Source organism: Nocardia iowensis (assembly GCF_019222765.1).
Classification (GTDB): Bacteria; Actinomycetota; Actinomycetes; order Mycobacteriales; family Mycobacteriaceae; genus Nocardia; species Nocardia iowensis.
Genome location: NZ_CP078145.1, coordinates 6,366,479 through 6,388,822, shown reverse-complemented (window position 1 = coordinate 6,388,822; position 22,344 = coordinate 6,366,479). Strand labels below are relative to the sequence as shown.

Here is a 22,344-nt window from a genome sequence, read left to right as displayed (position 1 = left end):
CGGTGCGGCGGGGTGGCGGGCGAAGGGGGGTACGGGTGTGCCAAGGTAGGTGTGGTGATACCCAAGTTGATGGCGGTGAGCGACATTCATGTCGGACACCAGGGGAATCGGCCGGTGGTCGAGCAGATCCAGGCCGACTCACCGGAGGACTGGCTGATCGTCGCCGGTGACGTGGGGGAGAAGACCGACGACATCCGGTGGGCGCTGGAGTTGCTGCGCAACCGGTTCGCCAAGGTGATCTGGGTGCCCGGCAACCACGAGTTGTGGACCACGGCGAAGGACCCGGTGCAGATGACCGGCGTCGCGCGCTACGACTACCTCGTGTCGATCTGCCGGGATCTGGACGTGCTCACCCCGGAAGACCCGTTCCCGGTATGGGAGGGCGCGGGCGCGGAAGAGTACGGCAAACCGGTGACGCTGGCGCCCCTGTTCCTGTTGTACGACTACTCCTTCCTGCCGGAAGGCGCCACCACCAAGGCCGAGGGCCTCGCCATCGCGCGGGACCGCAATGTGGTGGCCACCGACGAATTCCTGCTCTCCCCGGACCCGTACCTGACCCGTGATGCCTGGTGCCACGCCCGCGTGCAGGTCACCAAGCGCAAACTGGACGCGCTGCCCGAAGGCACGCCGCTGGTGCTGATCAACCACTTCCCGATGGTTCGCCAGCCCACCGACGTGCTGTTCTACCCCGAGTTCGCGCTCTGGTGCGGCACCGAACTGACCGCCGACTGGCACACCCGCTACAACGTGGTCTGCTCGGTCTACGGTCACCTGCACATCCCGCGCACCTCGCACTACGACGGCGTCCGCTTCGAAGAGGTCTCGCTCGGCTACCCCCGCGAATGGCAGCGCCGCGGCCTCCCCGACCGCCTGCTCCGCCAAATCCTCCCCGCGCCCGAGTACCCACCCGGCACCCTGAACAAGTGGGGCGGACATTTCCAGGTCACCCCGGAAATGGAAGCCGCCGCCCAGGAGATGCGCAGCAAAGCCCAGCGCCGCCGCGGCGTCTGACCGCTACGCGACGAACGGGGCACGGGGTGCGGCGACGCCCGCCGGTCGCGGGCCCAGGCTCAGCTGCAGCGTTTCGCGAGAGAATCGTGGACGCGGTCCTGGATGTGGCCGATTCCGTGGGCTCGGCACGTCATGGAAGACCGCTTCGCGAGCAGTCGGATGTCCGTCGAGGTGTTGAGAGTGTCTACCTGGCGAAGCGATTCGCTGCGGGCGAGGTGCGGTCGGCCACTTTCGGCTGGTGCGGTGGCGACGCGTGGGATGGACCCTGCGGGGGCGTATCGCGGCTCGACTAGGCTCGTCGGTGATGATCGAGACAATTTTGCCTGCTGGTGTCGAGTCGGCTGAGCTGCTGGAGTATCCGGAGGACCTGAAGGCGCATCCGGCGGAGGAGCATCTCATCGCGAAGTCGGTGGAGAAGCGGCGCCGGGACTTCATCGGGGCCAGGCATTGTGCCCGGCTGGCGCTGGCTGAGCTCGGCGAGCCGCCGGTGGCGATCGGCAAAGGGGAGCGGGGTGCGCCGATCTGGCCGCGCGGCGTCGTCGGCAGCCTCACCCATTGCGACGGATATCGGGCCGCGGCGGTGGCGCACAAGATGCGCTTCCGTTCGATCGGCATCGATGCCGAGCCGCACGCGACGCTGCCCGAAGGCGTGCTGGATTCGGTCAGCCTGCCGCCGGAGCGGGAGTGGTTGAAGACCACCGATTCCGCACTGCACCTGGACCGTTTACTGTTCTGCGCCAAGGAAGCCACCTACAAGGCGTGGTGGCCGCTGACCGCGCGCTGGCTCGGCTTCGAGGAAGCGCACATCACCTTCGAGATCGAAGACGGCTCCGCCGATTCCGGCAACGGCACCTTTCACAGCGAGCTGCTGGTGCCGGGACAGACGAATGACGGTGGGACGCCGCTGCTTTCGTTCGACGGCCGGTGGCTGATCGCCGACGGGTTCATCCTCACCGCGATCGCGTACGCCTGATGGATGGGCTCGGCGGGCTGCTGATCGTCGACAAGGACGGCGGCTGGACCAGCCACGACGTCGTCGCGAAATGCCGGAAACTGCTGCGCACCAAGAAGGTCGGGCACGCGGGCACCCTCGACCCGATGGCGACCGGGGTGCTCGTGCTCGGCGTGGAGCGGGCCACCAAACTGCTCGGCTTGCTGACGCTGACCACCAAGGCGTACACCGCGACCATCCGGCTCGGCCAGGCCACCACCACCGACGACGCCGAGGGGGAGGTGCTGTCGACCACCCCGGCCCTGCACCTCACCGATGACGAAATCGCCGCGCACACCGCCGAACTCACCGGTGACATCGAACAGGTGCCCGCCACGGTGAGCGCGATCAAGGTGAACGGCGAACGCGCCTACGCTCGGCACCGCGCGGGTGAAGACGTGCAGCTGGCAGCCCGCCCGGTCACCGTGTCCCGCTTCGACATCCTCGCCCGTCGCGATGTTTCGGACGGTGAATTCGTCGACCTCGACGTGGCGGTCGAATGCTCCTCGGGCACCTACGTGCGCGCCCTTGCCCGCGACCTGGGTGCCGCCCTCGCCGTCGGCGGACACCTGACGGCCTTGCGCCGCACCAGAGTCGGCCCGTTCACCCTCGAACATGCCCGCACCCTCGACGAATTGGCGACCGCCGCCGAATCCGACGCCTCGCTGCTCAGTCTGGACATGGACGAGGCGGTCCGAACCGCCTTCCCGCACCGGGACATTGACGAGACGCAAGCCGACGACTTACGCAACGGCCGCTGGCTCGACCCGATCGGCCTCCCCGGCGTCTACGCCGCCATCGACCCGGCGGGACGCGCGATCGCGCTGCTCCAGGAGAGCGGCAAGCGCGCCGCATCCGTGATGGTTGTTCGCCCGTCCAACCTGTAACTCGTCACGGCCACGATCCGTTGCCCCGGCACGCGGCCGGGTCTCCTAATGTGGCCGGTCTCCGCAGGTGGCGGCGTCGGCATGTGGCTGGTTCTCGGTGGATGGCAGTTTGGTATCGAGTCGGCTCCTCCGCATGTGGCCGGGCCGCGGTGTGGCAGCCTGTCGGCCGTTGATCGGGTTCGGTATGTGGCCGAGTCTCCGTATGCCGCAGCGCAGACCAGGGCCCTGCGCTCACTTCCCGCCCGGGCGGAGCTCAGGTCCGAGGAGTGGCTGCAGCGCGCCGACGAGTGAACCCACACTGATGTCGAGCAGCTCGGCGCGGGAGAAGTGGTGGTTCTCCAACCATTCGACTGTGAGCACGCGGACGAAGGTGAGCCAGCTCATCAGCACCGAGGACACCTGGGTGTGGGTGGCGCCCTCGACACCCATGACGTCCAGCAGCCGGTGGCGCAGTTCGCCGAGCTCGCCCGCGATGATCGCCTGGATGGTGGGATCGCCTGCGAGCACGCGATTGGCCGCGAGCACGCTGTGGGCATTGGCTTCGAAGTAGTCGAAGTGGGTGTTCAGCCCGGCGGTGAGTTGTTCGGCGAGTGGCCTTTCGGTGTCGAACGTCGTCGCGACGAGCAGTTGGTCCGCCGCTTCCTCGTAGACGCCCGCGAACAGGTCGCGTTTGCTCGGGAAGTGGCGGTAGAGCAGGGCCCGCGACACCCCCGCTGCCGCCGCGACGTCCTCCATCAGCACCGCGTCGTAGGCGCGTTCGGCGAAGAGTCGCGCACCGGCTTCCAGCAGCACCTTGCGGCGCTCGTCGGGGGAGAGGCGGCGGCGAGTATTCATCCGACAAAGCTTAGTTGACGTGTGTCTACTAAGCGTCGTAGGGTCTGTTAGTAGACACACGTCAACTAGTCGGTGGGCGGGCTCAGGACCTCGAAATCCGCTTCCCACCAGCACCTTGCGTCGGATTCATTCGGGAGGAAATCATGGCCGCAACACTCAAGTGGCTTTCCATGGTGATGGGCGTGGCCTGCGTAGGCATCGGCTTCCTGCACATGGCACTCGGCATCGACTCGGTCCCCGACATGGGCTCCTCCGGCGTGACCGCCGACAGCCAGAGCCGCTTCTTCGGCGCGATCTTCGTCGGCTACGGCGTCGCGTGGATCTGGGCCGCCCGCCAATCCCCGATCCCCGCCCTGGCCATCCGCTGGCTCGCCGGAATCTTCCTCCTAGGCGCCGTCGGCCGCGCGATCTCCCTAGCAGTCCACGGCTGGCCCCACTGGTTCCAAATCGTGCTGACCATCATCGAAATAGTCCTCCCGCCCGTCTGCTTCTGGCTATCCACCGCCGACGAAAACCGCACCACCCCAACCCCAGCCTGACCACCGCGTCGAACGGGACATGACTGCGGCAAAGTGCGAGTGGAGCCTCGGTCGTGTCCCGTTCGCCGGACAGGGCTTGGGGTGCTGGGGGATGGGCGGATCCGTAGAGTGTGGAGCGGCCGTTGATGTTGCGGTAGTGGGAGGTAGGGCTATGAGTGGACAGCCGGTCGATACGTTCGAGTTGTGGGATCGGGACGGGGATGGTCTCGTGTCGGTAGCCGACATCACCACGGGGATCCGCGGACTCGGGCTGGATGTCGATGACGACGCCGTCGAACGGCTTGTCGCCGCGGCCGACACCAATGGCGACTTCCTTGTTTCCCGAGCGGAATTCGATGCCGCGCTGGCCGGTGGCCGCATCGAGGTCACCGATGCCGATGCCGCCTTCAAAATCTTCGACACCAACCAGGACGGTCGCATCTCCGTCGAGGAACTCGAATCCCTCATCCGCCACGTCGGCGAGGGCCGCATCGACGAGCCCGCCGCCACCCTCCTCGTCGCCGCCGATCAAGACAACGACGGCTACCTATCCCTCCCCGAATTCCGCACCCTCCTCGACTTCCTCTCCCGCTGAACGCAATTCGCCCTCGAAGAGGACCTGACCGCCACCGAAACTCCACGGGTTTCCGCGCTCCTGTCCCGTTCGACGGCCCCGGGAAGTAGGGGGTCTACCTGCGGTAACCATGGGATGATGGAGAGCGATAGGTCGAGTATCCGATGACCTGATCGAGAGGTGGGGGCGGTGGGTTTCCGCGGAGTTGTGCAGCAGGTGCTCGTTGTCGTTGCGGTTGTGCTGGCGGCGTCGGCATGTGGCGGTGAGGACGGATCGCCGACACCGGCGGATCGGTCTACACCCGCGACGAGTTCGCTGCCACTGCCGACGACGCCACCCACCGATGTCGTTCCGCCGCCGCGCAATCCGTCACCGGGCACGCCGGCTCCCGACAAGCCCGGAAACCCGCCGCAGGCTTCCGGCACCGTAGTGCTCGAGACCCGAACCCTCTCCGGCGCTCCGGTGCCGAATGTGCCGGTAAACCTCCGTTTGGTACAGCCGTGCGACCCGGCCTCCCATGACATTCCGCTCGAGGGCACCACCGAGGTGCTGCGCCGAGACGCCGTCACCGACGCCAACGGCTCCGCCACCTTCGCGGTGCCGGTCGGCTGCTACCGCTTCGGCATGGGCACCCCGCCGCCCGGTACGACCCCGGTGCCAGAGGGCATGCACAGCCTCTTCCTGCTCCACCAAGGACAGGTCGTTTCCGGCGAACTGCGCTTCCAGGAACCGAACCTGCCCCCGTTCTGCGCCGCCCAAACGATCGTGCACGACCTCGACGACATCGGCGAACTCGGCAGCGACAACGCGACAGTCACCGAATGCGACGGCACCTGGGCGGTCATTGTCTGGGACGTCCCCGGCGACAGCCAGCGCATCGTCCGCCGCGCCCCCGACGGCTGGGCCACCTACGTCTACTTCCCGCACGACGTCTGCTGGACCAAGGCCGCCGCCGACGGTGTCCCCACCCGCCTCCAGGACTACTTCATCATCTGCTGACCACCGGTCGAACAGGATTCACCATCGGGACATGACTGCACCGAAACGCGAGTGACGCCGCACTGATGTCCCGTTCGCGACGCCGGTCAGGTGGTGAGCCAGATGGCTTCGGCGGCGGGACTGCCCAGGTCGGTGGGAGTTTCGGTGGTGCCGATGCGGATGGCTATGGTGCCTGCGAAGTCTCGGCGTTCGAGGACGGTGATGGTGGTGTCCAGGGCGATGCCGACCGAGTCGAAGTAGCGGAGCATGTCGGGGTCGGAGTCGGAGATGCGGGCGACGCGGCCCGACTCGCCCGCGCGGAAGTCGCTGAGCTGGCGGGCCGGTGGGGTGGGGACGGCGCCGTCGACCGAGGGTATGGGGTCGCCGTGCGGATCGCGGTCTGGGTAGCCGAGTTTGGCGTCGATGCGGGCCATGAGCAGTTCGGAGACCGCGTGCTCGAGCACCTCGGCTTCGTCGTGCACCTCGTCCCAGCCGTAGCCGAGCTCGTTGACCAGGAAGGTCTCGATCAGCCGGTGCCTGCGCACCATCGCGACCGCGGCGCGTCGACCATTTTCGGTGAGGGTGATCGAGCCGTACCGGGCGTGCTCGACCAACCCTTGGTCGGCGAGCTTGCGCACGGCCTCGGAGACGGTGGACGCGGACACCCCGATCCGTTCGGCGAGCAGCTTGGTCGACACCTTCTCCTGCGACCACTCCTGTGCGGTCCAGATCACCTTGAGGTAGTCCTGGGCGACCGAGGACAGCTCCGGCGCGATCGTCGCGGTGCCGCCGGTGGCTTGTCTCGACGCATCGGCAGCGGCGTCGGCTAGCTCACGGCGGGTGGCGATATCACGTTTACCGGGCACATACCCGAGCTTAAGCACATGCCACCCGATTGACACAGCTCGCCGCACGGGAGAACCGGGGATTCACCGCCCGTACACGACTCCGCCTAGCGTGGTGTGACATCGGCGGCATCGCCGCGGCCCGCGCAGGCTTCGGTCGGGCTCCGTTCGACTGCGCGATATAAGCTGCGGACTGTGCAGCGATGGAGAGGCCTTGACGATGTGCCCGCGGACTGGGGCCGGTGTGTACTCACGATCGGTGTGTTCGACGGCGTGCACCGCGGCCACGCGCAGCTGATCAGCCGTGCCGTGAAATCGGCCGCCGCGCGCGGAGTCCCGGCGGTACTGATGACCTTCGATCCGCACCCCATGGAGGTGGTCCGACCTGGTTCGCATCCGGCGCAACTGACCACGCTGACCCGGCGGGCGGAACTGGCCGAGGAACTGGGCGTCGACGTGTTCTGCGTCATGCCGTTCAACCGAACTTTCATGAAGCTGACCCCCGCCCGCTACGTGCACGACCTGCTCGTCGAGCGGTTGCATGTGGCCGAAGTGGTGATCGGCGACAACTTCACCTTCGGCAAGAAGGCCGCGGGCACCATCGACACCATGCGCGAGCTCGGTCGGCGCTTCGGCTTCGAGGTCGACGGCGTGACGCTGCTCGGTGAGCACGCGGTCACCTTCTCCTCCACCTACATTCGCGCCTGCGTCGACGCGGGCGACATGGCGGCCGCCGCCGAAGCGCTCGGCCGTCCGCATCGGGTCGAGGGCGTGGTCGTGCACGGCGACGGACGCGGCCGCCAGCTCGGCTTCCCGACCGCGAACGTCGCACCGCCGATGCACGCCGCGATCCCGGCCGACGGTGTGTACGCGGGCTGGTTCACCGTGCTCGGTCCCGGCCCGACCATCGGCACCGTCACACCGGGCGAGCGCGCGATGGCCGCCATCTCGGTCGGCACCAACCCGACCTTCTCCGGCCGTGCCCGCACCGTTGAGGCGTATGTGCTCGACGGTGAGGCCGACCTCTACGGCCAGCACGTCGCGGTCGATTTCGTCGACCACGTGCGTGGCCAGCGCAAGTTCGACTCGGTCGACGAGCTCATCGAAACGATGGGTCGTGACGTGGAGAACGCCCGCAAGGTCCTCGCCGCCGCCGACGACCGGTAGCTCCGGAATCGTCGGCTGACCGGCCCAGCTGACCGCGATTCGGTTCGGCACGCCCGGTCCGGTAAGGTAGATCCTCGGGTTTGCTGCGGTCCGCGGTGGCACCCGACCCGGGTAACCGGAAATTCGAGCGCGGGACTGAAATAGGAGTGGATGCCCCATGGCACTGACCACCGAGCAGAAGTCGGCAATTCTCAAGGAATACGGCCTGCACGAGAAGGACACCGGCTCGCCGGAGGCCCAGATCGCGCTGCTGTCCAAGCGTATCTCCGACCTCACCGAGCACCTGAAGGTGCACAAGCACGATCACCACACCCGGCACGGCCTGCTCGCGCTGATCGGTCGTCGTCGTCGGCTCTCGAAGTACCTGGCCGCCAACGACATCCAGCGCTACCGTTCGCTCATCGAGCGCCTGGGCCTGCGCCGGTAATTTTGGCCGCGTGGCCGCGGCGTGTTCGCGGCCCGGAATGTCAGCATCGCGCCGCGATTCCATGAGGGGCGGTGGGCGGGCGACGGGTGGGCCTCGCGTCCGAGCGGCCGAGACTCGCGCCTGCGGCGCATGCACTTCGGCCACTCGGCCGCGAGACGGGCCGCGAAGGGCGCTCGCAAGCCTCGCGCGTGGTGGTCGGGTTGGACTCGAATCAACCCGACAGCCTGTTTGCCCGAGGCCCTCGGAGTACAGCCAACGGGGAGACGTACAATCTCCCCGTTGGCTCTTTGTGTATAGGGGCGACTGCTCGTGTTCGAGCGGTCCCTGGTGCACGACAACATTGCACAGCCGTATGCACCCGCCTGCGTGGCGTCGGTCTTCGGTAGTGGCCTCCCGGCAGGGGATATACCGCCGGCGGGCTTCGATCGATGACCGCCTCCGCGTCGCCGTGGTCCAAGGGGATCCGGCCGGGTGTACGTGCCGCAACCAGGATGGTTGCCGCGCGTCCGTACCCGGTATGGCTGACGAGAGTCGGATCGCGCCGACCGGCGCTTGATCCGGCGAAGACGAGAGGTTGAGAGAAGAGAATGTCCGAAACAACTGAACGCAAGTCCTCGGCTGTAGAGGTCGAGCCCGGCGTGTTCGAATCCGTCGCGCTGATCGACAACGGCAGCTACGGCACCCGCACCGTCCGCTTCGAGACCGGCCGGCTGGCCCGTCAGGCCGCGGGCTCGGTCGTCGCCTACCTGGACGACGAGACCATGCTGCTGTCCGCCACCACCGCCGGCAAGCACCCGAAAGACCAGTTCGACTTCTTCCCGCTGACGGTCGACGTCGAAGAGCGCATGTACGCCGCGGGCCGCATCCCCGGCTCGTTCTTCCGTCGCGAGGGCCGTCCCTCCACCGACGCGATCCTGACCTGCCGCCTGATCGACCGTCCGCTGCGCCCGTCGTTCGTCGACGGCCTGCGCAACGAGATCCAGGTCGTCGTCACGATCATGAGCCTGGACCCGAACGACCTGTACGACGTCGTGGCGATCAACGCCGCGTCCGCGTCCACCCAGATCGCCGGTCTGCCGTTCTCCGGCCCCGTCGGCGGCGTGCGCGTCGCGCTGATCGACGGCCAGTGGGTCGCGTTCCCGACCGTGGAGCAACTCGAGGGCGCCGTGTTCGACATGGTCGTCGCGGGCCGCGTGGTCGAGTCCGGTGACGTCGCGATCATGATGGTCGAGGCCGAGGCCACCGACAAGGTCATCGCGCTGATCGAGGGTGGCGCGCAGGCGCCGACCGAGGCCATCGTGGCCGAGGGCCTCGAGGCCGCCAAGCCGTTCATCGCCCGCCTCTGCAAGGCGCAGGCGGATCTGGCCGAGCTGGCTGCCAAGCCGACCGGTGAGTTCCCGCTGTTCCCGCCGTACGAGGCCGATGTCTACGAGGCCGTAGAGGGCACCGCCAAGCGTGAGCTGGGCGAGGCGCTGTCGATCGCCGACAAGCAGGAGCGCGAAGCGAAGATCGACGAGATCAAGCTCGACGTGCTGTCCCGGCTCGGCGACGACTTCGCCGGTCGCGAGAAGGAACTGGGCGCCGCCTTCCGCTCGGTCACCAAGAAGCTGGTGCGCCAGCGCATCCTGACCGACGGCTTCCGCATCGACGGCCGTGGCCTCGCCGACATCCGCGCGCTGTCCGCCGAGGTCGCCGTGGTGCCGCGGGCCCATGGTTCCGCGCTGTTCGAGCGTGGCGAGACGCAGATTCTCGGCGTCACCACCCTCGACATGGTGAAGATGGCCCAGCAGGTCGACTCGCTCGGCCCGGAGACCAGCAAGCGCTACATGCACCACTACAACTTCCCGCCGTACTCGACCGGTGAGACCGGCCGCGTCGGTTCGCCGAAGCGTCGCGAGATCGGCCACGGTGCGCTGGCCGAGCGGGCGCTGATGCCGGTGCTGCCGAGCCAGGAAGAGTTCCCGTACGCCATCCGTCAGGTGTCGGAGGCGTTGTCCTCCAACGGTTCCACCTCGATGGGTTCGGTCTGCGCCTCGACCCTGTCGCTGCTGAACGCCGGTGTGCCGCTGAAGGCCCCCGTCGCCGGTATCGCGATGGGCCTGGTGTCCGACACCATCACGAACGACAAGGGTGAGGACGAGGTGCGCTACGTCGCACTGACCGACATCCTCGGCGCCGAAGATGCCTTCGGCGACATGGACTTCAAGGTCGCGGGCACCCGCGAGTTCGTCACCGCGCTGCAGCTCGACACCAAGCTGGACGGCATCCCCTCGCAGGTACTGGCCGGTGCGCTGAGCCAGGCGCACGACGCCCGCACCGCCATCCTGGAGGTCATGGCCGAGGCCATCGACACCCCGGACGAGATGAGCCAGTACGCGCCGCGCGTCACCGCGATCAAGATCCCGGTCGACAAGATCGGCGAGGTGATCGGGCCCAAGGGCAAGGTGATCAACCAGATCACCGAGGAGACCGGCGCCAACATCTCCATCGAGGATGACGGCACGGTCTACGTCGGTGCGACCAACGGCCCGGCGGCGCAGGCGGCGATCGATCAGATCAACGCCATCGCCAACCCGCAGCTGCCGAAGGTCGGCGAGCGCTTCCTCGGCACGGTCGTCAAGACCACTGCCTTCGGCGCGTTCGTCTCGCTGCTGCCCGGCCGCGACGGCCTGGTGCACATCTCCAAGCTGGGCAACGGCAAGCGCGTCGCCAAGGTCGAGGACGTGGTGAACGTCGGCGACAAGCTGCGCGTCGAGATCGCCGATATCGACAACCGCGGCAAGATCTCGCTGGTCCCCGTCGAGGACGACAACGCGGAAGAGGCAAGCAACGCCCCGGAAGCCGACACTGTTGATGCGGGCTCGGCGGCGACCGAGTAGTACTTGTCTTTGTGACGACGAAGAAGACGACAACCCCCCTGCTCCGGCGCGAGCAGGGGGGTTCGTCACTGGAGCTGCGGAACACCATGAACGATCCAGGCGTACAGCGCACCGTGCTACCCGGCGGACTGCGTGTGGTGACCGAGCATGTGCCCGGTGTGCGCTCGGCGTCGATCGGTGTCTGGGTGGGGGTCGGCTCGCGTGACGAAGGGCCAACCGTCGCCGGTGCGGCTCACTTTCTCGAACATCTGCTGTTCAAGGCGACGCCGACCCGAACGGCGCTGGACATCGCGCAGGCGATGGACGCCGTCGGCGGCGAGCTCAACGCGTTCACCGCGAAGGAGCAGACCTGCTACTACGCGCACGTGCTCGACGAGGACCTGCCGCTGGCCGTGGACATGGTCTCCGACGTGGTGCTCAACGGGCTGTGCCGCGCGGAGGATGTCGACGTGGAACGGCAGGTGGTGCTCGAAGAGATCGCCATGCGCGACGATGACCCGGAAGATCTGGTCGGCGACGCGTTCCTGTCCGCCCTGTTCGGTGATCATCCGATCGGGCGGCCGGTGATCGGTTCCATCGAATCCATCGAGTCGATGCACGCCGGGCAGCTGCGCGGTTTCCATCTGCGGCGCTATCGGCCGGACCGGATGGTCGTCGCTGTCGCGGGCAATGTCGAACACGATCACACGGTGGAGCTGGTGCACCGCGCGTTCGAGAATCGGCTCGATCCCGCGGCAACGCCGGCCAAGCGTCGCGAGGGCCGGTTTCGACCGGCCAGTGAGCCCGAACTGCACTGGAGCCACCGCGACAGTGAGCAGGCACATCTGGCTTTCGGCGTGCGCGCGTTCGGACGGCACGAGGGGGAGCGGCGCTGGCCGCTCTCGGTGCTCAACACCGTGGTGGGCGGTGGGCTGAGTTCCCGTCTGTTCCAACGGATTCGGGAAGAACGTGGGCTGGCTTACTCGGTGTACTCCAGCGTGGACACCTTCGCCGATACCGGTGCGTTCTCGGTGTATATCGGCTGCCAGCCCGAAAACCTCGGCAAGGTCGCCGCGTTGGCCCGTGGTGTGCTCGAAGAGGTTGCCGCCAACGGTATTACGGATGCCGAATGCGCCCGGGCCAAGGGTTCGCTGCGCGGCGGTCTCGTGCTCGGCCTGGAAGATTCCGCGTCGAGGATGAACCGGATCGGCCGCAGTGAGCTCAGCTACGGCAACCATCGGAGTGTGTCGGAGACCTTGGCCCGCATCGACGCGGTCACCACCGAGGAGGTGTCCGCGATCGCGAGCACCTTGCTGGGTCGACCGTTCGCGGCATCGATTGCCGGGCCGTACAAGCGGACTCGCGAATTACCGGCCGCGGTGCGTCGGCTGGTCGCGGACTGACAACGGTCAGCGCACGGCGGGTTGATCGGGCGCGTACAGCGTCACCGGTGCGGACTTGCCTTTCAGGGTGATGTCCGGCCGGGCGATCAGGCTGTGGTCCGTGCGCAGTAGCCGTCGAGTCTGCTCGCTGAGCAGGATGGTGTCGCCGGTGTGCCGGGTCGCCGCTTCGACGCGGGCGGCGACGTTGATCGCGTCGCCGATCACGCTGTAGTCGAATCGCCCTGCGCCGCCGATGTTTCCGGCGATGACGGTGCCGGAGTTCAAGCCGATCCCGATGTCGAGTTGCTGCCCCGGTGTCTGCTTCCGGACCGTCTCGATGTCGAGTGCCGCCGCCCGTGCGTGGTCGGCGTGCTGGATATCGGCCTGCGGTGCACCGAAGACGGCGAGCAGCCCGTCGCCGACGAACTTGTCCACGTGCCCGTCGTGCCCGCGCACGACCAGCTCGAACAGGGTGTTGAGCGCGGCGACCACCTCGCGCGCCGGATGTCGTTCGGCATAGCCGGTGAAGCCGCGGACATCCAGGAACAAGGCCGTGACCTCGACTTCCGCACCTGCCAGTGACGGACCTTCACGCAGCACATGTTCGGCGACAGCGGGATCCAGGTAGGTGCCGAACACGGCGCGGATTCGTTCGCGCTCCTGCAGTCCGTCCGTCGGCCATGGTGTTGAACGCGTGCGCGAGCACGCCGACTTCATCGACCGACACGATCGGCACCCGGACGGTCAGTTCGCCGCGGCCGATCCGTTCGGCCGCTACCGACGCAGATTACCCCGTCCGACGTGCGCAAACGCGGCTGTCGAGTGGCGACGGCGGGCGGAAGCCAGGCGAGTTCTTCGGCAGTTGATGCCGACCAGCTCGTCCCCGCGATCAGTCCCGATGCGCTCGGTTGGCGGCTTCGACGACAGCGGACACCACACCGGGGAGCGAGGTTTCGAGGTCCTGGGTGCGCAGGCGCTGCCAGATCTGGCCGTCGACGATCACCCGCTCGATGACGCCGGCCTCGCGCAGGATCTTGAAGTGGTGCGTGGCGGTCGATTTGTTGATCACGTCGTAGAGCAGGTTGCACCGGACCGCCGTGCCCGCGTTGCTCAGGCGGCGCACCATCTCCAGGCGAATGGGGTCCTGTAGTGCGCCGAGCACGGTGGACAAGGGGGCCACCGGCGGGGCGTCGGCCGCCGCCTCCTTAGCTTCGGTCATGATCTACCTCACTCCGGGGTTTGATGATCGTCATACCAGCTGTAGTGTCGGACGCGGTTCGATCATTATCAAACTTACCTGATCGGAGTTTCGATGGCAGCGACGACAGCGGTGCCCGCCGCTGACGAGCAGACCTCACAACGCTGGGCCTACGGGTTGGTGTTGGCAGCGAGCGGAGTGGCCCTCGGGGTGTCCGGGGCGCCCGCCCCGCTGTATGGCATGTATCAGCAGGAATGGCATTTCTCGCCGTTGACGACGACCTTCGTGTTCGCGGTGTACGCGTTCGCGGCGTTGGGTGCGGTGCTGGTGTCGGGCAAGATCTCGGATGTGGTGGGCCGCAAGCCTGTCCTGCTCGGTGCGTTCGTGACGATGATCGCCGGGCTGGTGGTGTTCCTGCTGGCCGATAACGTCGCGATGCTGTTGGTGGCGCGCGCGTTGCACGGTTTCGCGGTCGGTGCGACGGTGGTCGCCGGTGCGGCGGCCCTGTTGGATCTGCGTCCCAAGCACGGCGCGCGGTCCGGGCAGCTCAGCGGGGTTGCGTTCAATGTCGGTATGGCCGTGGCGATTCTGGGCTCGGCGCTGCTCGCGCAATACGCGCCGCATCCGCTGCGCACGCCGTATGTCGTCATCACCGTCGTATGCCTGCTCATCGGCATCGGCGTCATCGCGTTGGAGGAACCGCACACCGGGCGCATCGCGGGCCGGATCAGGATCGCGAAACCGGCTGTGCCGCCGGAGATTCGCGGCGACTTCTGGTTCTCCGCGCTGGGCGTGATGGCGGCCTGGTCGGTGCTCGGCGTGCTGCTTTCGCTGTACCCGTCGCTGGCATCGGCCGAAACCGGCATCCACAACCTGGTTTTCGGCGGCGCGGTGGTCGCGTCGACCGCACTGGCCGGTGCCACCACGCAGCTGTTCGCCACCCGGATTCCGGCCCGCCGCGCGGCCATCGGCGGCGACACCGGCATGGCCGTGGCGCTGCTGCTCACGGTGCCCGCGCTGCACACCGGCAACTGGGTCGTCGTGCTGCTGGCCGGTGTGCTGCTCGGCGCCACCTTCGGGCTCGGCTTCGGCGGATCGCTGCGCCACCTGTCCGAGGTTGTGCCGCAACACAAGCGGGGCGAGACCATGTCGGCCTACTACCTGCTCGCCTACTCGGCCATGGCGCTGCCCACCATCCTCGCCGGTTGGGCCGCCACCACCTGGGGCCTGAGCACCGTGTTCCCCTGGTTCGTCGTAGTCGTCGCCGCGGCCTGCCTGGCCGCCGCCGGCCTCGGCCTGCGCCGCGGCCGCACCCCGGTCGAACAGCCCGCATGATCACGGATTGGCATTTCCCGCCGCCAATCAGCTAAAGTCTCTCTTCGCATCCCGGAACCCCCGAGATGCGAACGCGGATGTAGCGCAGTGGTAGCGCATCACCTTGCCAAGGTGAGGGTCGCGGGTTCAAATCCCGTCATCCGCTCCCCGAAACCCCGGCCCCCAATCGGCCGGGGTTTCCCATTTCACCGCAAAACAACCTGCCTCGGCACTCCGTCAAACGGCGTCACGGTTCGAATCACCGAAGGCACCCGCAACCTTCTGTCCTCAAAAGCCCCACGGATGCAGTCGATTCCGATTCTCGAATCGCGAAGCAGCGCACTCAGCGCATCCATCTCCGCCATCGTCCGCGAGTCGACCCGCGCCGTCGTGTTTAACGGACCCCACAGATCCCAGAGGATCATTTCGTACTTATTCAGTGCGGCGAGGTCCAAGACGAGGTTGTGCATCAGGTACGGCCAGCCGCGCAAGAACGGCGCGGGTTGATCGGGTGAGACGACGAACCGCTCAGGGTCCGCGCCGCCCCGGCAAGCAGCCCAAGCATCGGCAGCCACGAGAAACCGATCGCTGGGGACGTCGAGCACGTCCAGCTCCGCACCGTCGGTCGGATCCAGGTAGCCAGGCGCGAACTGCGGATCCATCAGCCGCCACCGCCGCTGCTCGGCGTCCCACACCTCGGCGATTGTGTGGTCCACCGCCCAGCCCGGCACCAAGTAGGTGGCGAATCCCGTCCGGCTCCGCGCTGGAATGCCATGCCCGCGGGCCATGGCGACGAGCAACAGAGTGAAATCCCGGCAGCACCCGACCACCCGCTCGATCGGTGCGCGTTCGGTGCGGACCGGTGCCGGATTCAATTCATACAATCGCGCGAAGATGTCCTCGGCATAACGCAAGTCGATCTCCGCGCGCCGCTCCGGCGGGAAGCCGTGATCCCCCATACCCCGGAAGTGGAATACCAGCCCGGAGGCAACCGCCCGGAGTACCGCCGCATCAGGATCGACCGCACCGGCCCAGTCCGCCAGCGTCCCGGGATCGCTGAATCTGCTCTGTGTCGCGTAGAAGGTGATGTCGAGTTCGGTTGTGCGCATAGACGTGGCCCCTCCGGTCGAAATGGTGACCACCCACGTCTACGGCCTGACACTGTGTGAGACTCAACGATCAGTCGGCGAGTATTCGGGCGACCTCGCGGGCGCTGCCCCAGGAGAGGCTGACGCCTAGGCCGTCGTGGCCGTAGTTGTGGATGATTCTGGTGGGGCCGAGGGGGTGTTCGTCGAGGCGGGCTTGGGTGCGGCCGGGGCGCAGGCCTACCTCGTGGCCGATTACTTCGGCGTCGGCGAGTTTGGGTTCGACGGCTATGCAGCGGCGCAGGATTTGGGTGGCTACTTCGGGGTCGGGGGTCAGGCTCCATTGGCCTGGTTGGCGGACCCCGGCGAGGATCAGGCGGTCGCCGTGCGGGAAGAAGCCCGCGAATTCGGGTTGGGGGACGGCTTCGACGTAGAAATGGCTGATGCCGGGGTTGCGGACGATGACGTGCTGTCCGCGCACGGGTTGCACGCCGTCGTCGGAGGCGAGTTTGCCTGCCGCCACGCCGGTGCAGTTCACCACGACGGGCGCGGCCGCCGCGGCCTCGTCCAAACTTCGCACCGTCCGCTGTTCGATTTCGATGCCGTTCGCGGCCAGGCGACCGGTCAGATATCGCAGGTAGCGCGGCAGATCGATGAGTGGGGCCGTGCTCCACAGGCCGACCAGCATGCCGTCGGGCAGTTTATCGGGGGCGACCATTTCCACATCGAGCAGGTCGTCGATCCAGGGCGGCGGTTCGGACGAGAAATTCGACACCTGAAGTCCGCGTTCGAAATGTATGCCGGACTCCGGATCGTCGGCCAGCCGGGAGAACTCGCTGAACGTGACGCGACTCCACGCCAAATCGCGCGGCGTGTAACCGGGTCCCCAGAGCCCACTCGCGACAGCCGACGTTGTCCGCTCGGGCGGCAGCTCGGCCCACACCCGGACCCGATGGCCGTCCTCCGCCAGGCAGACCGCGGTGGTCAATCCGATCACGCCCGCCCCGAGCACCAAAACGTCATTCGCCATGATCGCGACCGTACTCACGAATGAACGCCCCGGCTAGGAAAGAAGGAACGGAGGCGAACCCCTCATCGACGGACCGCCGCACCCTGCTCGATGATGACGCCACCGGCATACCTGCCGAGGTCGGCGAAGAAGCGATCAATATCGAGAATCGCGTCGGGCGGATGCACACCCGGCCGCACCGCGACATCATCGATGAGCTGAGAAAGGCCGAGCGCCAACGGAATTCCGGTCGCCACCGCCATATCATCGAGCAAGGACCCGGCTGAGCCGAAGTGCGCGAGGACCGACCGCGGTGCACCGTCCTTGCTGCCGTTCGCGACCGCGAAGAACAGCGGCAGATTTCCCGGCCCGGCGAAGCGCCAGGAACGTGCCATCGAGCGCAGCCCCCGGCGCAGCGTCGGCGCGGCCACTTCCGCGGCGGCGGATTCGTTGGTGAGGGCGCCGCTGTCGATGTCGGTGCGCAGAACGTCCAGGAAGGCGGCGGTGCCGGGCGTCACGACCATCAGATTCGCCGCACGCCCCGACGGTCGCAGCGTCCGATGCAAGGTGACCGGTTCGGGATGACCGACCGTGTAAGCAGTTCCGGCCCGCCCGCCGGGCAGCGACAACGGCACCGGCCGAAGCGGCGGTTCCTGTACCAGCTGCCCGCAGCGGACCACGGCGACGGTGCCGCTGACCTGCTGCATCCAATGCACCACCGCGGCGGTGGGCAAGCCGGACGAGTCCGTGAGTCCGGCATTGTCCGAATTCCCGGCACCGGGCACATCGACGGGCCACGCGGTGTAGACGTCCTCGACCGTGTCGAGCTCACGCGCCGCACGGGCCGCGAGCAGATTGCTGACCCCAGGACTCGCCCCGATCCCGATGATCGCGCAGACACCGGCGGCCCGCGCCTCGGCGTCGTATTCGAGCATCCGCATCGTCGGTTCCCAGTCGTCACAGATGTCGAGATAGTGCGTCCCGGTCTCGATCGCTGCCCGCAGCACCGTCAGCCCGAAACGGTAATACGGGCCAACGGTATTGAGGACGACATCGGCGTCCGCGAGTGCGCCGCAGAGGGCCGCTCGTTCGGTCACGTCGACCCGGTTTGCACGCAGCTCGGCACCGAAACCGGACAGCGCACGAGCAGTGGATTGCGCCGCCGCGAGGTCGCGATCGGCCACCACGATCTCCCGCACGCCGGGCAGTGCCGCCGCGGTCCGGACGGCAACCCTCCCCATCGCGCCCGATCCACCCAGTGCCAGCACCTTCATCCCGATCTCCTCCGGCTGCGCAATATCGTTCGTTTCATATACGATCGACGGTAACATGAACGATACGAAGCCAAGGTTCCTGCACGGAACACCTCTCGGGCCGGTGCGGCGGCTCGTGCTGATCGAAGCGACGGCCGGGATCGCGTTCGCGGCAATCGCGCTGCCCATGAGCGGGTCGGAAGTCGGGCTCCCGGACTGGATTCAGCTGCTCGGCTTGGGATTACTGCTCACGATGCTGGGCATGACGCTGCACACCTGGCGAGTGGTGATCGGTCTCCGGGCATGGCCCGGCCCGAAAGCTCTGCGGCACCAGATTCGCTGCGAGCGACGCCTGCGCAGGGGTGTGGTGATCTACCTGGCGCTCGCAGTCGTACTGACACCGGTCCCGCCGACGTGGACCGGGTTCTGGTTTGCCACAACCGTGCTCACGGCAGCCGCTGCCGCGCTCGCGCTTGCTATCTCGGCAGCCGTCGCCGTCTACGAAACACGCAGGGGCCCGGCATGACCCGTCACCTCACGGACCACCTCGGCGTAGCTGCGAAACAGCCGGGGCGGGCTGGGCGTCTCGGCCGCGAGCAGCAGCGACCAGCATTCGGCGACCACACCGCGAGCCTTGGTCCCGGCCCATGGTTGCGGCAGCAGCTGCGGCGGCAGCAGGGGATCGGGCTCCATCGCGCTGGTGAACTCCGCAGCCAGCTCGATGGTGACGGTCAGCAGCTCGGTGTCGGTGAGCTCGGCGGCGCGCAACCGCCGCAGCGTGCGCCGCGCGAAGTCGAGAAGTCGACGATGGCGTGCGGCGATCTCGTCCAGCGGCCACAGCCGGGCGGCGATCCGGCGCGGCGACTCGATGTGCCCGACCCGCAGGTCGGCGGTGGTGCAGGTGGTGACGTGGTCGGCGACGTCGAGTTCGGCGGCGAGCACCGCCAGTTGGGGTTCCCAGGCGTTCGCGCTGACATAGAGCCCGCCCTGGATCGGCGCTCCGCCGAGCCGAACGATGCCGTCGCGCATGGCATCTCGGGCCGGGCGAGCGGACTCCGGAATCGCGAACGCGACCAGGTGCCAGCGGTCGTCCCACTCGGCCTCGCCGCGATCCTGGGCGAACATGTAGCGCACGAACTCCACATCGGGTGCAAGCGCGCTCGCCGTGTCCGCCGTGGCGTGCAGGATCGCCTTGCGGCCGCGTCCCTGCTGGGTGAATCGACCGTCGCCGACCAGGCGGCGGATGCACAGCCGGACTTGCTGATCGGTCATGCCGAGTGCGTTCGCGACCGTATACAGCTCAGCGGCATCGATGGTGGCGTCCTCGCGGACCATGCTCTCCACGAGGGTCCGGGTCGTCACCTCGACGTTGTGGTTTTCCACCATTCACCCTCTCGGTCCGGTCGGTGCTGATGCGCTCAGCATACAAACGATGGTTTTCAGAACGAACGATCGGAGGCGCCATGTCGTCGGAAGAAACTCGTGCCGAACCCGTTTCGCGGCGGCGGCGTCGAATACTCGGGTCGCTCACGGCGATTCTCGTGCTGATCGCCGCGGCAGGCGGCTGGGTCCTGTACCAGAACAGCTACGACCTGCGCGAACAACGCGTGACCATTCCCGGCGACGCGCAACCCCTGCACGGCGTGCTCGCCCTGCCGAAACAGGGCGCGGCACCGTTCGGTCTGGTGGTTTTCGTGCACGGCGACGGCCCGATCGACGCCACCCACGACACCTTCTACCGGCCGATCTGGGAGTCGCTGGCACGCGCGGGCTATGCCTCGCTGTCCTGGGACAAACCCGGCATCGCAGGCGCCCCTGGCGACTGGCTGAACCAGACCATGGCCGACCGGACAACCGAGACGCTCGACGCAATCGCCTGGGCCAGAACACGACCCGAGATCGATCCGGCACGGATCGGACTGTGGGGCGCCAGCCAGGCGGGCTGGGTGCTGCCCGCCGTCGCCGCACGAGACCCCCTGTTGCAGTTCATGATCGCCGTCTCGCCCGCCGTCAACTGGCTTCAGCAAGGCCGCTACAACATGGTCGCCGAACTGACCGCCGACGGTGCGACTTCGGCGCAGATCGAGACCGCGATCGCCAGGAGCGATCGCACCCGGCAGCTGCTGCGCGACGGCGCGACCTTCGAACAAGCAAGCGCGGCAGGCGCCCTCACCCCGGACATGACCGCGCAACGCTGGCGTTTCATCCAGCAGAACTACACCGCCGACGCCTCCGCCGACCTCGCCGCGGTCCGCATCCCCGTGCTGCTGATCCTGGCCGATCACGACCGCAATGTCGACGTCGTCGACACCGAAACCCGCTACCGCCAACTGATTCCGGCCGACCTGTTGCGCGTCGAGCACTACCCCGACGCCACCCATGCCCTGCTGCGCAAGGACATCGAGGACAGCACGGTCAAGACCGCCGTCGTCGCCATTGCCGCACCCAGATCACTGTTCGCCGAAGGGTTTCTGCGCGACCAGTGCCACTACGTGCGCGACGTCGACCGGTGATCATGAGCGTGCTTGCGCTTCGGCGGCACCGGTGATGTTGCGGGCCATGCCGCCGAAGACGATCTCGTGGAACGGCGAGATCACCTTCCAATAGATGTGCCCGGACAGTCCATGGGGCTCGAAGATCGCACACTGCCGATACCGCGTGCCGCCACCCGGCTCGGGCTCCGCGGACAGTTCCAGCCAGGCGTCGCCGGGCACCCGCATCTCGGCGCGCAGCCGGAGCAGCCGCGGCCGGTCGAGGTATTCGACGCGCCACCAATCCAGTGCCTCGCCCGCGCGCAGCCGGTGCGGATCGCGTCGGCCGCGGCGCAGCCCGGCGCCACCCGCTAGCCGGTCGATCCAGCCGCGGATCGACCAGGCCAGCGGGAACGAGTACCAGCCGTGCTCGCCGCCGATGGATTCGATGACCTGCCACACGGTGTCCGGGTCGGCGTCGGTGTGGCGTTCGCGGACGTCTTGGTAGAGGGTGCCGCCGGACCAGTCCGGGTCGGTGGGCAGCGGATCCGACGGTGCGCCCGGGGTCGCGGCGTCCGACCAACGGGTGGGCACGTCGAAGTCGCGGATCCGAGCCAGCGCGAGTTCCACCGCGCGTTCGAAGCCGGTCAACCCATCCGGCGGGTCCGGGATGTGGTCGGCGATGTCGTGCTCGCCGCAGACGACCTCATGCACCAGCGACTCGATCAACGGCACGGCGATCGCTTTCGGAACCGGGGTGACCAGGTTGACCCACTGCGCCGACAGCCATGGCGTCAGCACCGGCACCGGTACCACCGCGCGGCGCGGCAGCTTGGCGATCGCCGCGTATCTGCGGAGCATGTCGAGGTAGGTCAGCACATCGGGCCCGCCGATGTCGAAGGACCGATTCACCTGCGGGCCGAGCGTGGTGGCGCGGGCCAGGTAGTAGAGCACGTCGCGGATCGCGATCGGCTGGATGCGGTTGCGCACCCAGCGGGGCGTGACCATCGCGGGCAGCCGTTCGGAGAGGTAGCGCAGCATCTCGAAGCTCGCCGAACCAGATCCGATGATCACCGCCGCGCGGAATTCGACGGTGGGTACGCCCGAGGCGAGCAGGATTTCGCCGACCTCCGCCCGCGAGGACAGATGCGGCGACAGCCGCTCGCCCGGCGGGATGATGCCGCCCAGATAGACGATCCTGGACAGCCCCGCCGTAGCCGCGGCGGTCGCCACGATCTGTGCCGCTCGGCGATCGATGCCGACGAAGTCGCGTTGGATCAGCGAATGGACGAGGTAGTAGAGCACTTCCTGGTCGTCCAGTGCGGCGGCGACCGTCTGCGGATCGGTGACATCACCGGCGACGATGTCGACGTCGTCGCGCCACGGCACTTGGTCGAGCTTGCCGGGGGAGCGAACCATCACCCGCACCGAATGGCCCATGTCCAGCAGTTCCGGGACCAGACGTCCGCCGATGTAGCCGGTCGCTCCGAACACCACACATCTCATGCACAGCCTCCGAGTCGCGGGAAACGCGTCGATAAT

General features: G+C 67.5%; 23 protein-coding genes and 1 tRNA gene. 14 read left to right on the top strand and 10 right to left on the bottom strand.

Annotated elements, in window-relative coordinates; all coding sequences use genetic code 11:
• Nucleotides 1–54: 54 nt before the first annotated feature.
• The 3 genes from KV110_RS29475 to truB all read left to right on the top strand — a co-directional run bounded on the left by KV110_RS29475 (nucleotide 55) and on the right by truB (nucleotide 2,889).
• Entirely contained in the window at nucleotides 55–1,011 is a 957-nt protein-coding gene (locus tag KV110_RS29475; RefSeq protein ID WP_218479046.1) for a metallophosphoesterase family protein, read from the top strand.
• A 304-nt stretch (nucleotides 1,012–1,315) separates the two neighbouring features.
• Complete coding sequence (gene npt, locus KV110_RS29470; protein WP_218470469.1) at nucleotides 1,316–1,984, top strand: 4'-phosphopantetheinyl transferase Npt; 669 nt, start codon at nucleotides 1,316–1,318, stop codon at nucleotides 1,982–1,984.
• Nucleotides 1,984–2,889, top strand: a complete 906-nt coding sequence (gene truB / locus KV110_RS29465) for a tRNA pseudouridine(55) synthase TruB (RefSeq protein ID WP_218470468.1) — start codon at nucleotides 1,984–1,986, stop codon at nucleotides 2,887–2,889. Before npt ends, truB begins: the two co-directional genes overlap by 1 nt.
• 231 nt (nucleotides 2,890–3,120) lie before the next feature.
• Here the strand turns inward: truB and KV110_RS29460 are convergent, their stop codons facing one another.
• Nucleotides 3,121–3,723: a TetR/AcrR family transcriptional regulator gene (locus KV110_RS29460; protein WP_218470467.1), complete on the bottom strand. Its 603-nt coding sequence runs from the start codon at nucleotides 3,721–3,723 to the stop codon at nucleotides 3,121–3,123.
• 143 nt (nucleotides 3,724–3,866) lie between these two features.
• On the opposite strand from KV110_RS29460, the gene KV110_RS29455 reads away from it, so the two are divergent.
• From KV110_RS29455 to KV110_RS29445, 3 genes are all read left to right on the top strand, one after another.
• Complete coding sequence (locus KV110_RS29455; RefSeq protein ID WP_218470466.1) at nucleotides 3,867–4,262, top strand: DUF4345 domain-containing protein; 396 nt, start codon at nucleotides 3,867–3,869, stop codon at nucleotides 4,260–4,262.
• A 151-nt stretch (nucleotides 4,263–4,413) separates the two neighbouring features.
• Nucleotides 4,414–4,836 carry an EF-hand domain-containing protein gene (locus tag KV110_RS29450; RefSeq protein WP_218470465.1) on the top strand — a complete coding sequence of 141 codons (423 nt, stop codon included), beginning with the start codon at nucleotides 4,414–4,416 and terminating at the stop codon, nucleotides 4,834–4,836.
• Between the two features lie 168 nt (nucleotides 4,837–5,004).
• Entirely contained in the window at nucleotides 5,005–5,814 is an 810-nt protein-coding gene (locus KV110_RS29445; RefSeq protein ID WP_246634063.1) for a hypothetical protein, read from the top strand.
• 86 nt (nucleotides 5,815–5,900) lie between these two features.
• Here KV110_RS29445 and KV110_RS29440 read toward each other — a convergent pair whose 3' ends face one another.
• Nucleotides 5,901–6,569: a metal-dependent transcriptional regulator gene (locus KV110_RS29440; RefSeq protein ID WP_218479043.1), complete on the bottom strand. Its 669-nt coding sequence runs from the start codon at nucleotides 6,567–6,569 to the stop codon at nucleotides 5,901–5,903.
• Between the two features lie 264 nt (nucleotides 6,570–6,833).
• On the opposite strand from KV110_RS29440, the gene KV110_RS29435 reads away from it, so the two are divergent.
• The 4 genes from KV110_RS29435 (at nucleotide 6,834) to KV110_RS29420 (ending at nucleotide 12,493) form a co-directional block, all read left to right on the top strand.
• On the top strand, nucleotides 6,834–7,805 hold the full coding sequence (locus tag KV110_RS29435) for a bifunctional riboflavin kinase/FAD synthetase (protein ID WP_218470464.1): 972 nt from the start codon (nucleotides 6,834–6,836) through the stop codon (nucleotides 7,803–7,805).
• Nucleotides 7,806–7,962: 157 nt separating this feature from the next.
• Nucleotides 7,963–8,232 carry a 30S ribosomal protein S15 gene (gene rpsO / locus KV110_RS29430; protein WP_014986888.1) on the top strand — a complete coding sequence of 90 codons (270 nt, stop codon included), beginning with the start codon at nucleotides 7,963–7,965 and terminating at the stop codon, nucleotides 8,230–8,232.
• 587 nt (nucleotides 8,233–8,819) lie between these two features.
• Nucleotides 8,820–11,111, top strand: a complete 2,292-nt coding sequence (locus KV110_RS29425; protein ID WP_218470463.1) for a polyribonucleotide nucleotidyltransferase — start codon at nucleotides 8,820–8,822, stop codon at nucleotides 11,109–11,111.
• A gap of 86 nt (nucleotides 11,112–11,197) precedes the next feature.
• Nucleotides 11,198–12,493 carry a M16 family metallopeptidase gene (locus KV110_RS29420; protein ID WP_218470462.1) on the top strand — a complete coding sequence of 432 codons (1,296 nt, stop codon included), beginning with the start codon at nucleotides 11,198–11,200 and terminating at the stop codon, nucleotides 12,491–12,493.
• Between the two features lie 6 nt (nucleotides 12,494–12,499).
• Here KV110_RS29420 and KV110_RS29415 read toward each other — a convergent pair whose 3' ends face one another.
• The 3 genes from KV110_RS29415 to KV110_RS29405 form a co-directional block, all read right to left on the bottom strand.
• A complete protein-coding gene (locus tag KV110_RS29415; protein ID WP_218470461.1) occupies nucleotides 12,500–13,111 on the bottom strand; it encodes an adenylate/guanylate cyclase domain-containing protein in 612 nt (203 codons plus the stop codon).
• Nucleotides 13,062–13,235, bottom strand: coding sequence for a HAMP domain-containing protein (locus tag KV110_RS42120; protein ID WP_393538282.1), 174 nt, complete (start codon nucleotides 13,233–13,235; stop codon nucleotides 13,062–13,064). Before KV110_RS42120 ends, KV110_RS29415 begins: the two co-directional genes overlap by 50 nt.
• 126 nt (nucleotides 13,236–13,361) lie before the next feature.
• On the bottom strand, nucleotides 13,362–13,691 hold the full coding sequence (locus KV110_RS29405; RefSeq protein ID WP_218470459.1) for an ArsR/SmtB family transcription factor: 330 nt from the start codon (nucleotides 13,689–13,691) through the stop codon (nucleotides 13,362–13,364).
• Between the two features lie 93 nt (nucleotides 13,692–13,784).
• Here KV110_RS29405 and KV110_RS29400 point away from each other — a divergent pair, with 93 nt between their 5' ends.
• Both KV110_RS29400 and KV110_RS29395 read left to right on the top strand, forming a co-directional pair.
• Nucleotides 13,785–15,005, top strand: coding sequence for an MFS transporter (locus KV110_RS29400; RefSeq protein WP_218470458.1), 1,221 nt, complete (start codon nucleotides 13,785–13,787; stop codon nucleotides 15,003–15,005).
• Nucleotides 15,006–15,078: 73 nt separating this feature from the next.
• Nucleotides 15,079–15,150, top strand: a tRNA-Gly gene (locus KV110_RS29395).
• Between the two features lie 40 nt (nucleotides 15,151–15,190).
• Here the strand turns inward: KV110_RS29395 and KV110_RS29390 are convergent.
• From KV110_RS29390 to KV110_RS29380, 3 genes are all read right to left on the bottom strand, one after another.
• The gene (locus tag KV110_RS29390; RefSeq protein ID WP_218470457.1) at nucleotides 15,191–16,093 is read right to left on the bottom strand and encodes a transglutaminase-like domain-containing protein; all 903 of its coding nucleotides are present in this window, start codon (nucleotides 16,091–16,093) and stop codon (nucleotides 15,191–15,193) included.
• 70 nt (nucleotides 16,094–16,163) lie between these two features.
• The gene (locus tag KV110_RS29385; RefSeq protein WP_218470456.1) at nucleotides 16,164–17,099 is read right to left on the bottom strand and encodes an FAD-dependent oxidoreductase; all 936 of its coding nucleotides are present in this window, start codon (nucleotides 17,097–17,099) and stop codon (nucleotides 16,164–16,166) included.
• Between the two features lie 62 nt (nucleotides 17,100–17,161).
• A complete protein-coding gene (locus KV110_RS29380; protein ID WP_218470455.1) occupies nucleotides 17,162–18,352 on the bottom strand; it encodes a saccharopine dehydrogenase family protein in 1,191 nt (396 codons plus the stop codon).
• Between the two features lie 55 nt (nucleotides 18,353–18,407).
• Between KV110_RS29380 and KV110_RS29375 the strand changes: the two genes are divergently transcribed.
• Nucleotides 18,408–18,857: a hypothetical protein gene (locus tag KV110_RS29375; protein WP_218470454.1), complete on the top strand. Its 450-nt coding sequence runs from the start codon at nucleotides 18,408–18,410 to the stop codon at nucleotides 18,855–18,857.
• Here KV110_RS29375 and KV110_RS29370 read toward each other — a convergent pair.
• Complete coding sequence (locus KV110_RS29370; RefSeq protein WP_218470453.1) at nucleotides 18,830–19,717, bottom strand: PaaX family transcriptional regulator C-terminal domain-containing protein; 888 nt, start codon at nucleotides 19,715–19,717, stop codon at nucleotides 18,830–18,832. The two genes, KV110_RS29375 and KV110_RS29370, sit on opposite strands and share 28 nt — an antisense overlap.
• 128 nt (nucleotides 19,718–19,845) lie before the next feature.
• Here KV110_RS29370 and KV110_RS29365 point away from each other — a divergent pair, with 128 nt between their 5' ends.
• Complete coding sequence (locus tag KV110_RS29365; protein WP_393538285.1) at nucleotides 19,846–20,844, top strand: alpha/beta hydrolase family protein; 999 nt, start codon at nucleotides 19,846–19,848, stop codon at nucleotides 20,842–20,844.
• On the opposite strand, the gene KV110_RS29360 is transcribed toward KV110_RS29365, so the two are convergent.
• On the bottom strand, nucleotides 20,845–22,308 hold the full coding sequence (locus KV110_RS29360; protein ID WP_218470451.1) for an SDR family oxidoreductase: 1,464 nt from the start codon (nucleotides 22,306–22,308) through the stop codon (nucleotides 20,845–20,847).
• Between the last annotated feature and the right edge of the window lie 36 nt (nucleotides 22,309–22,344).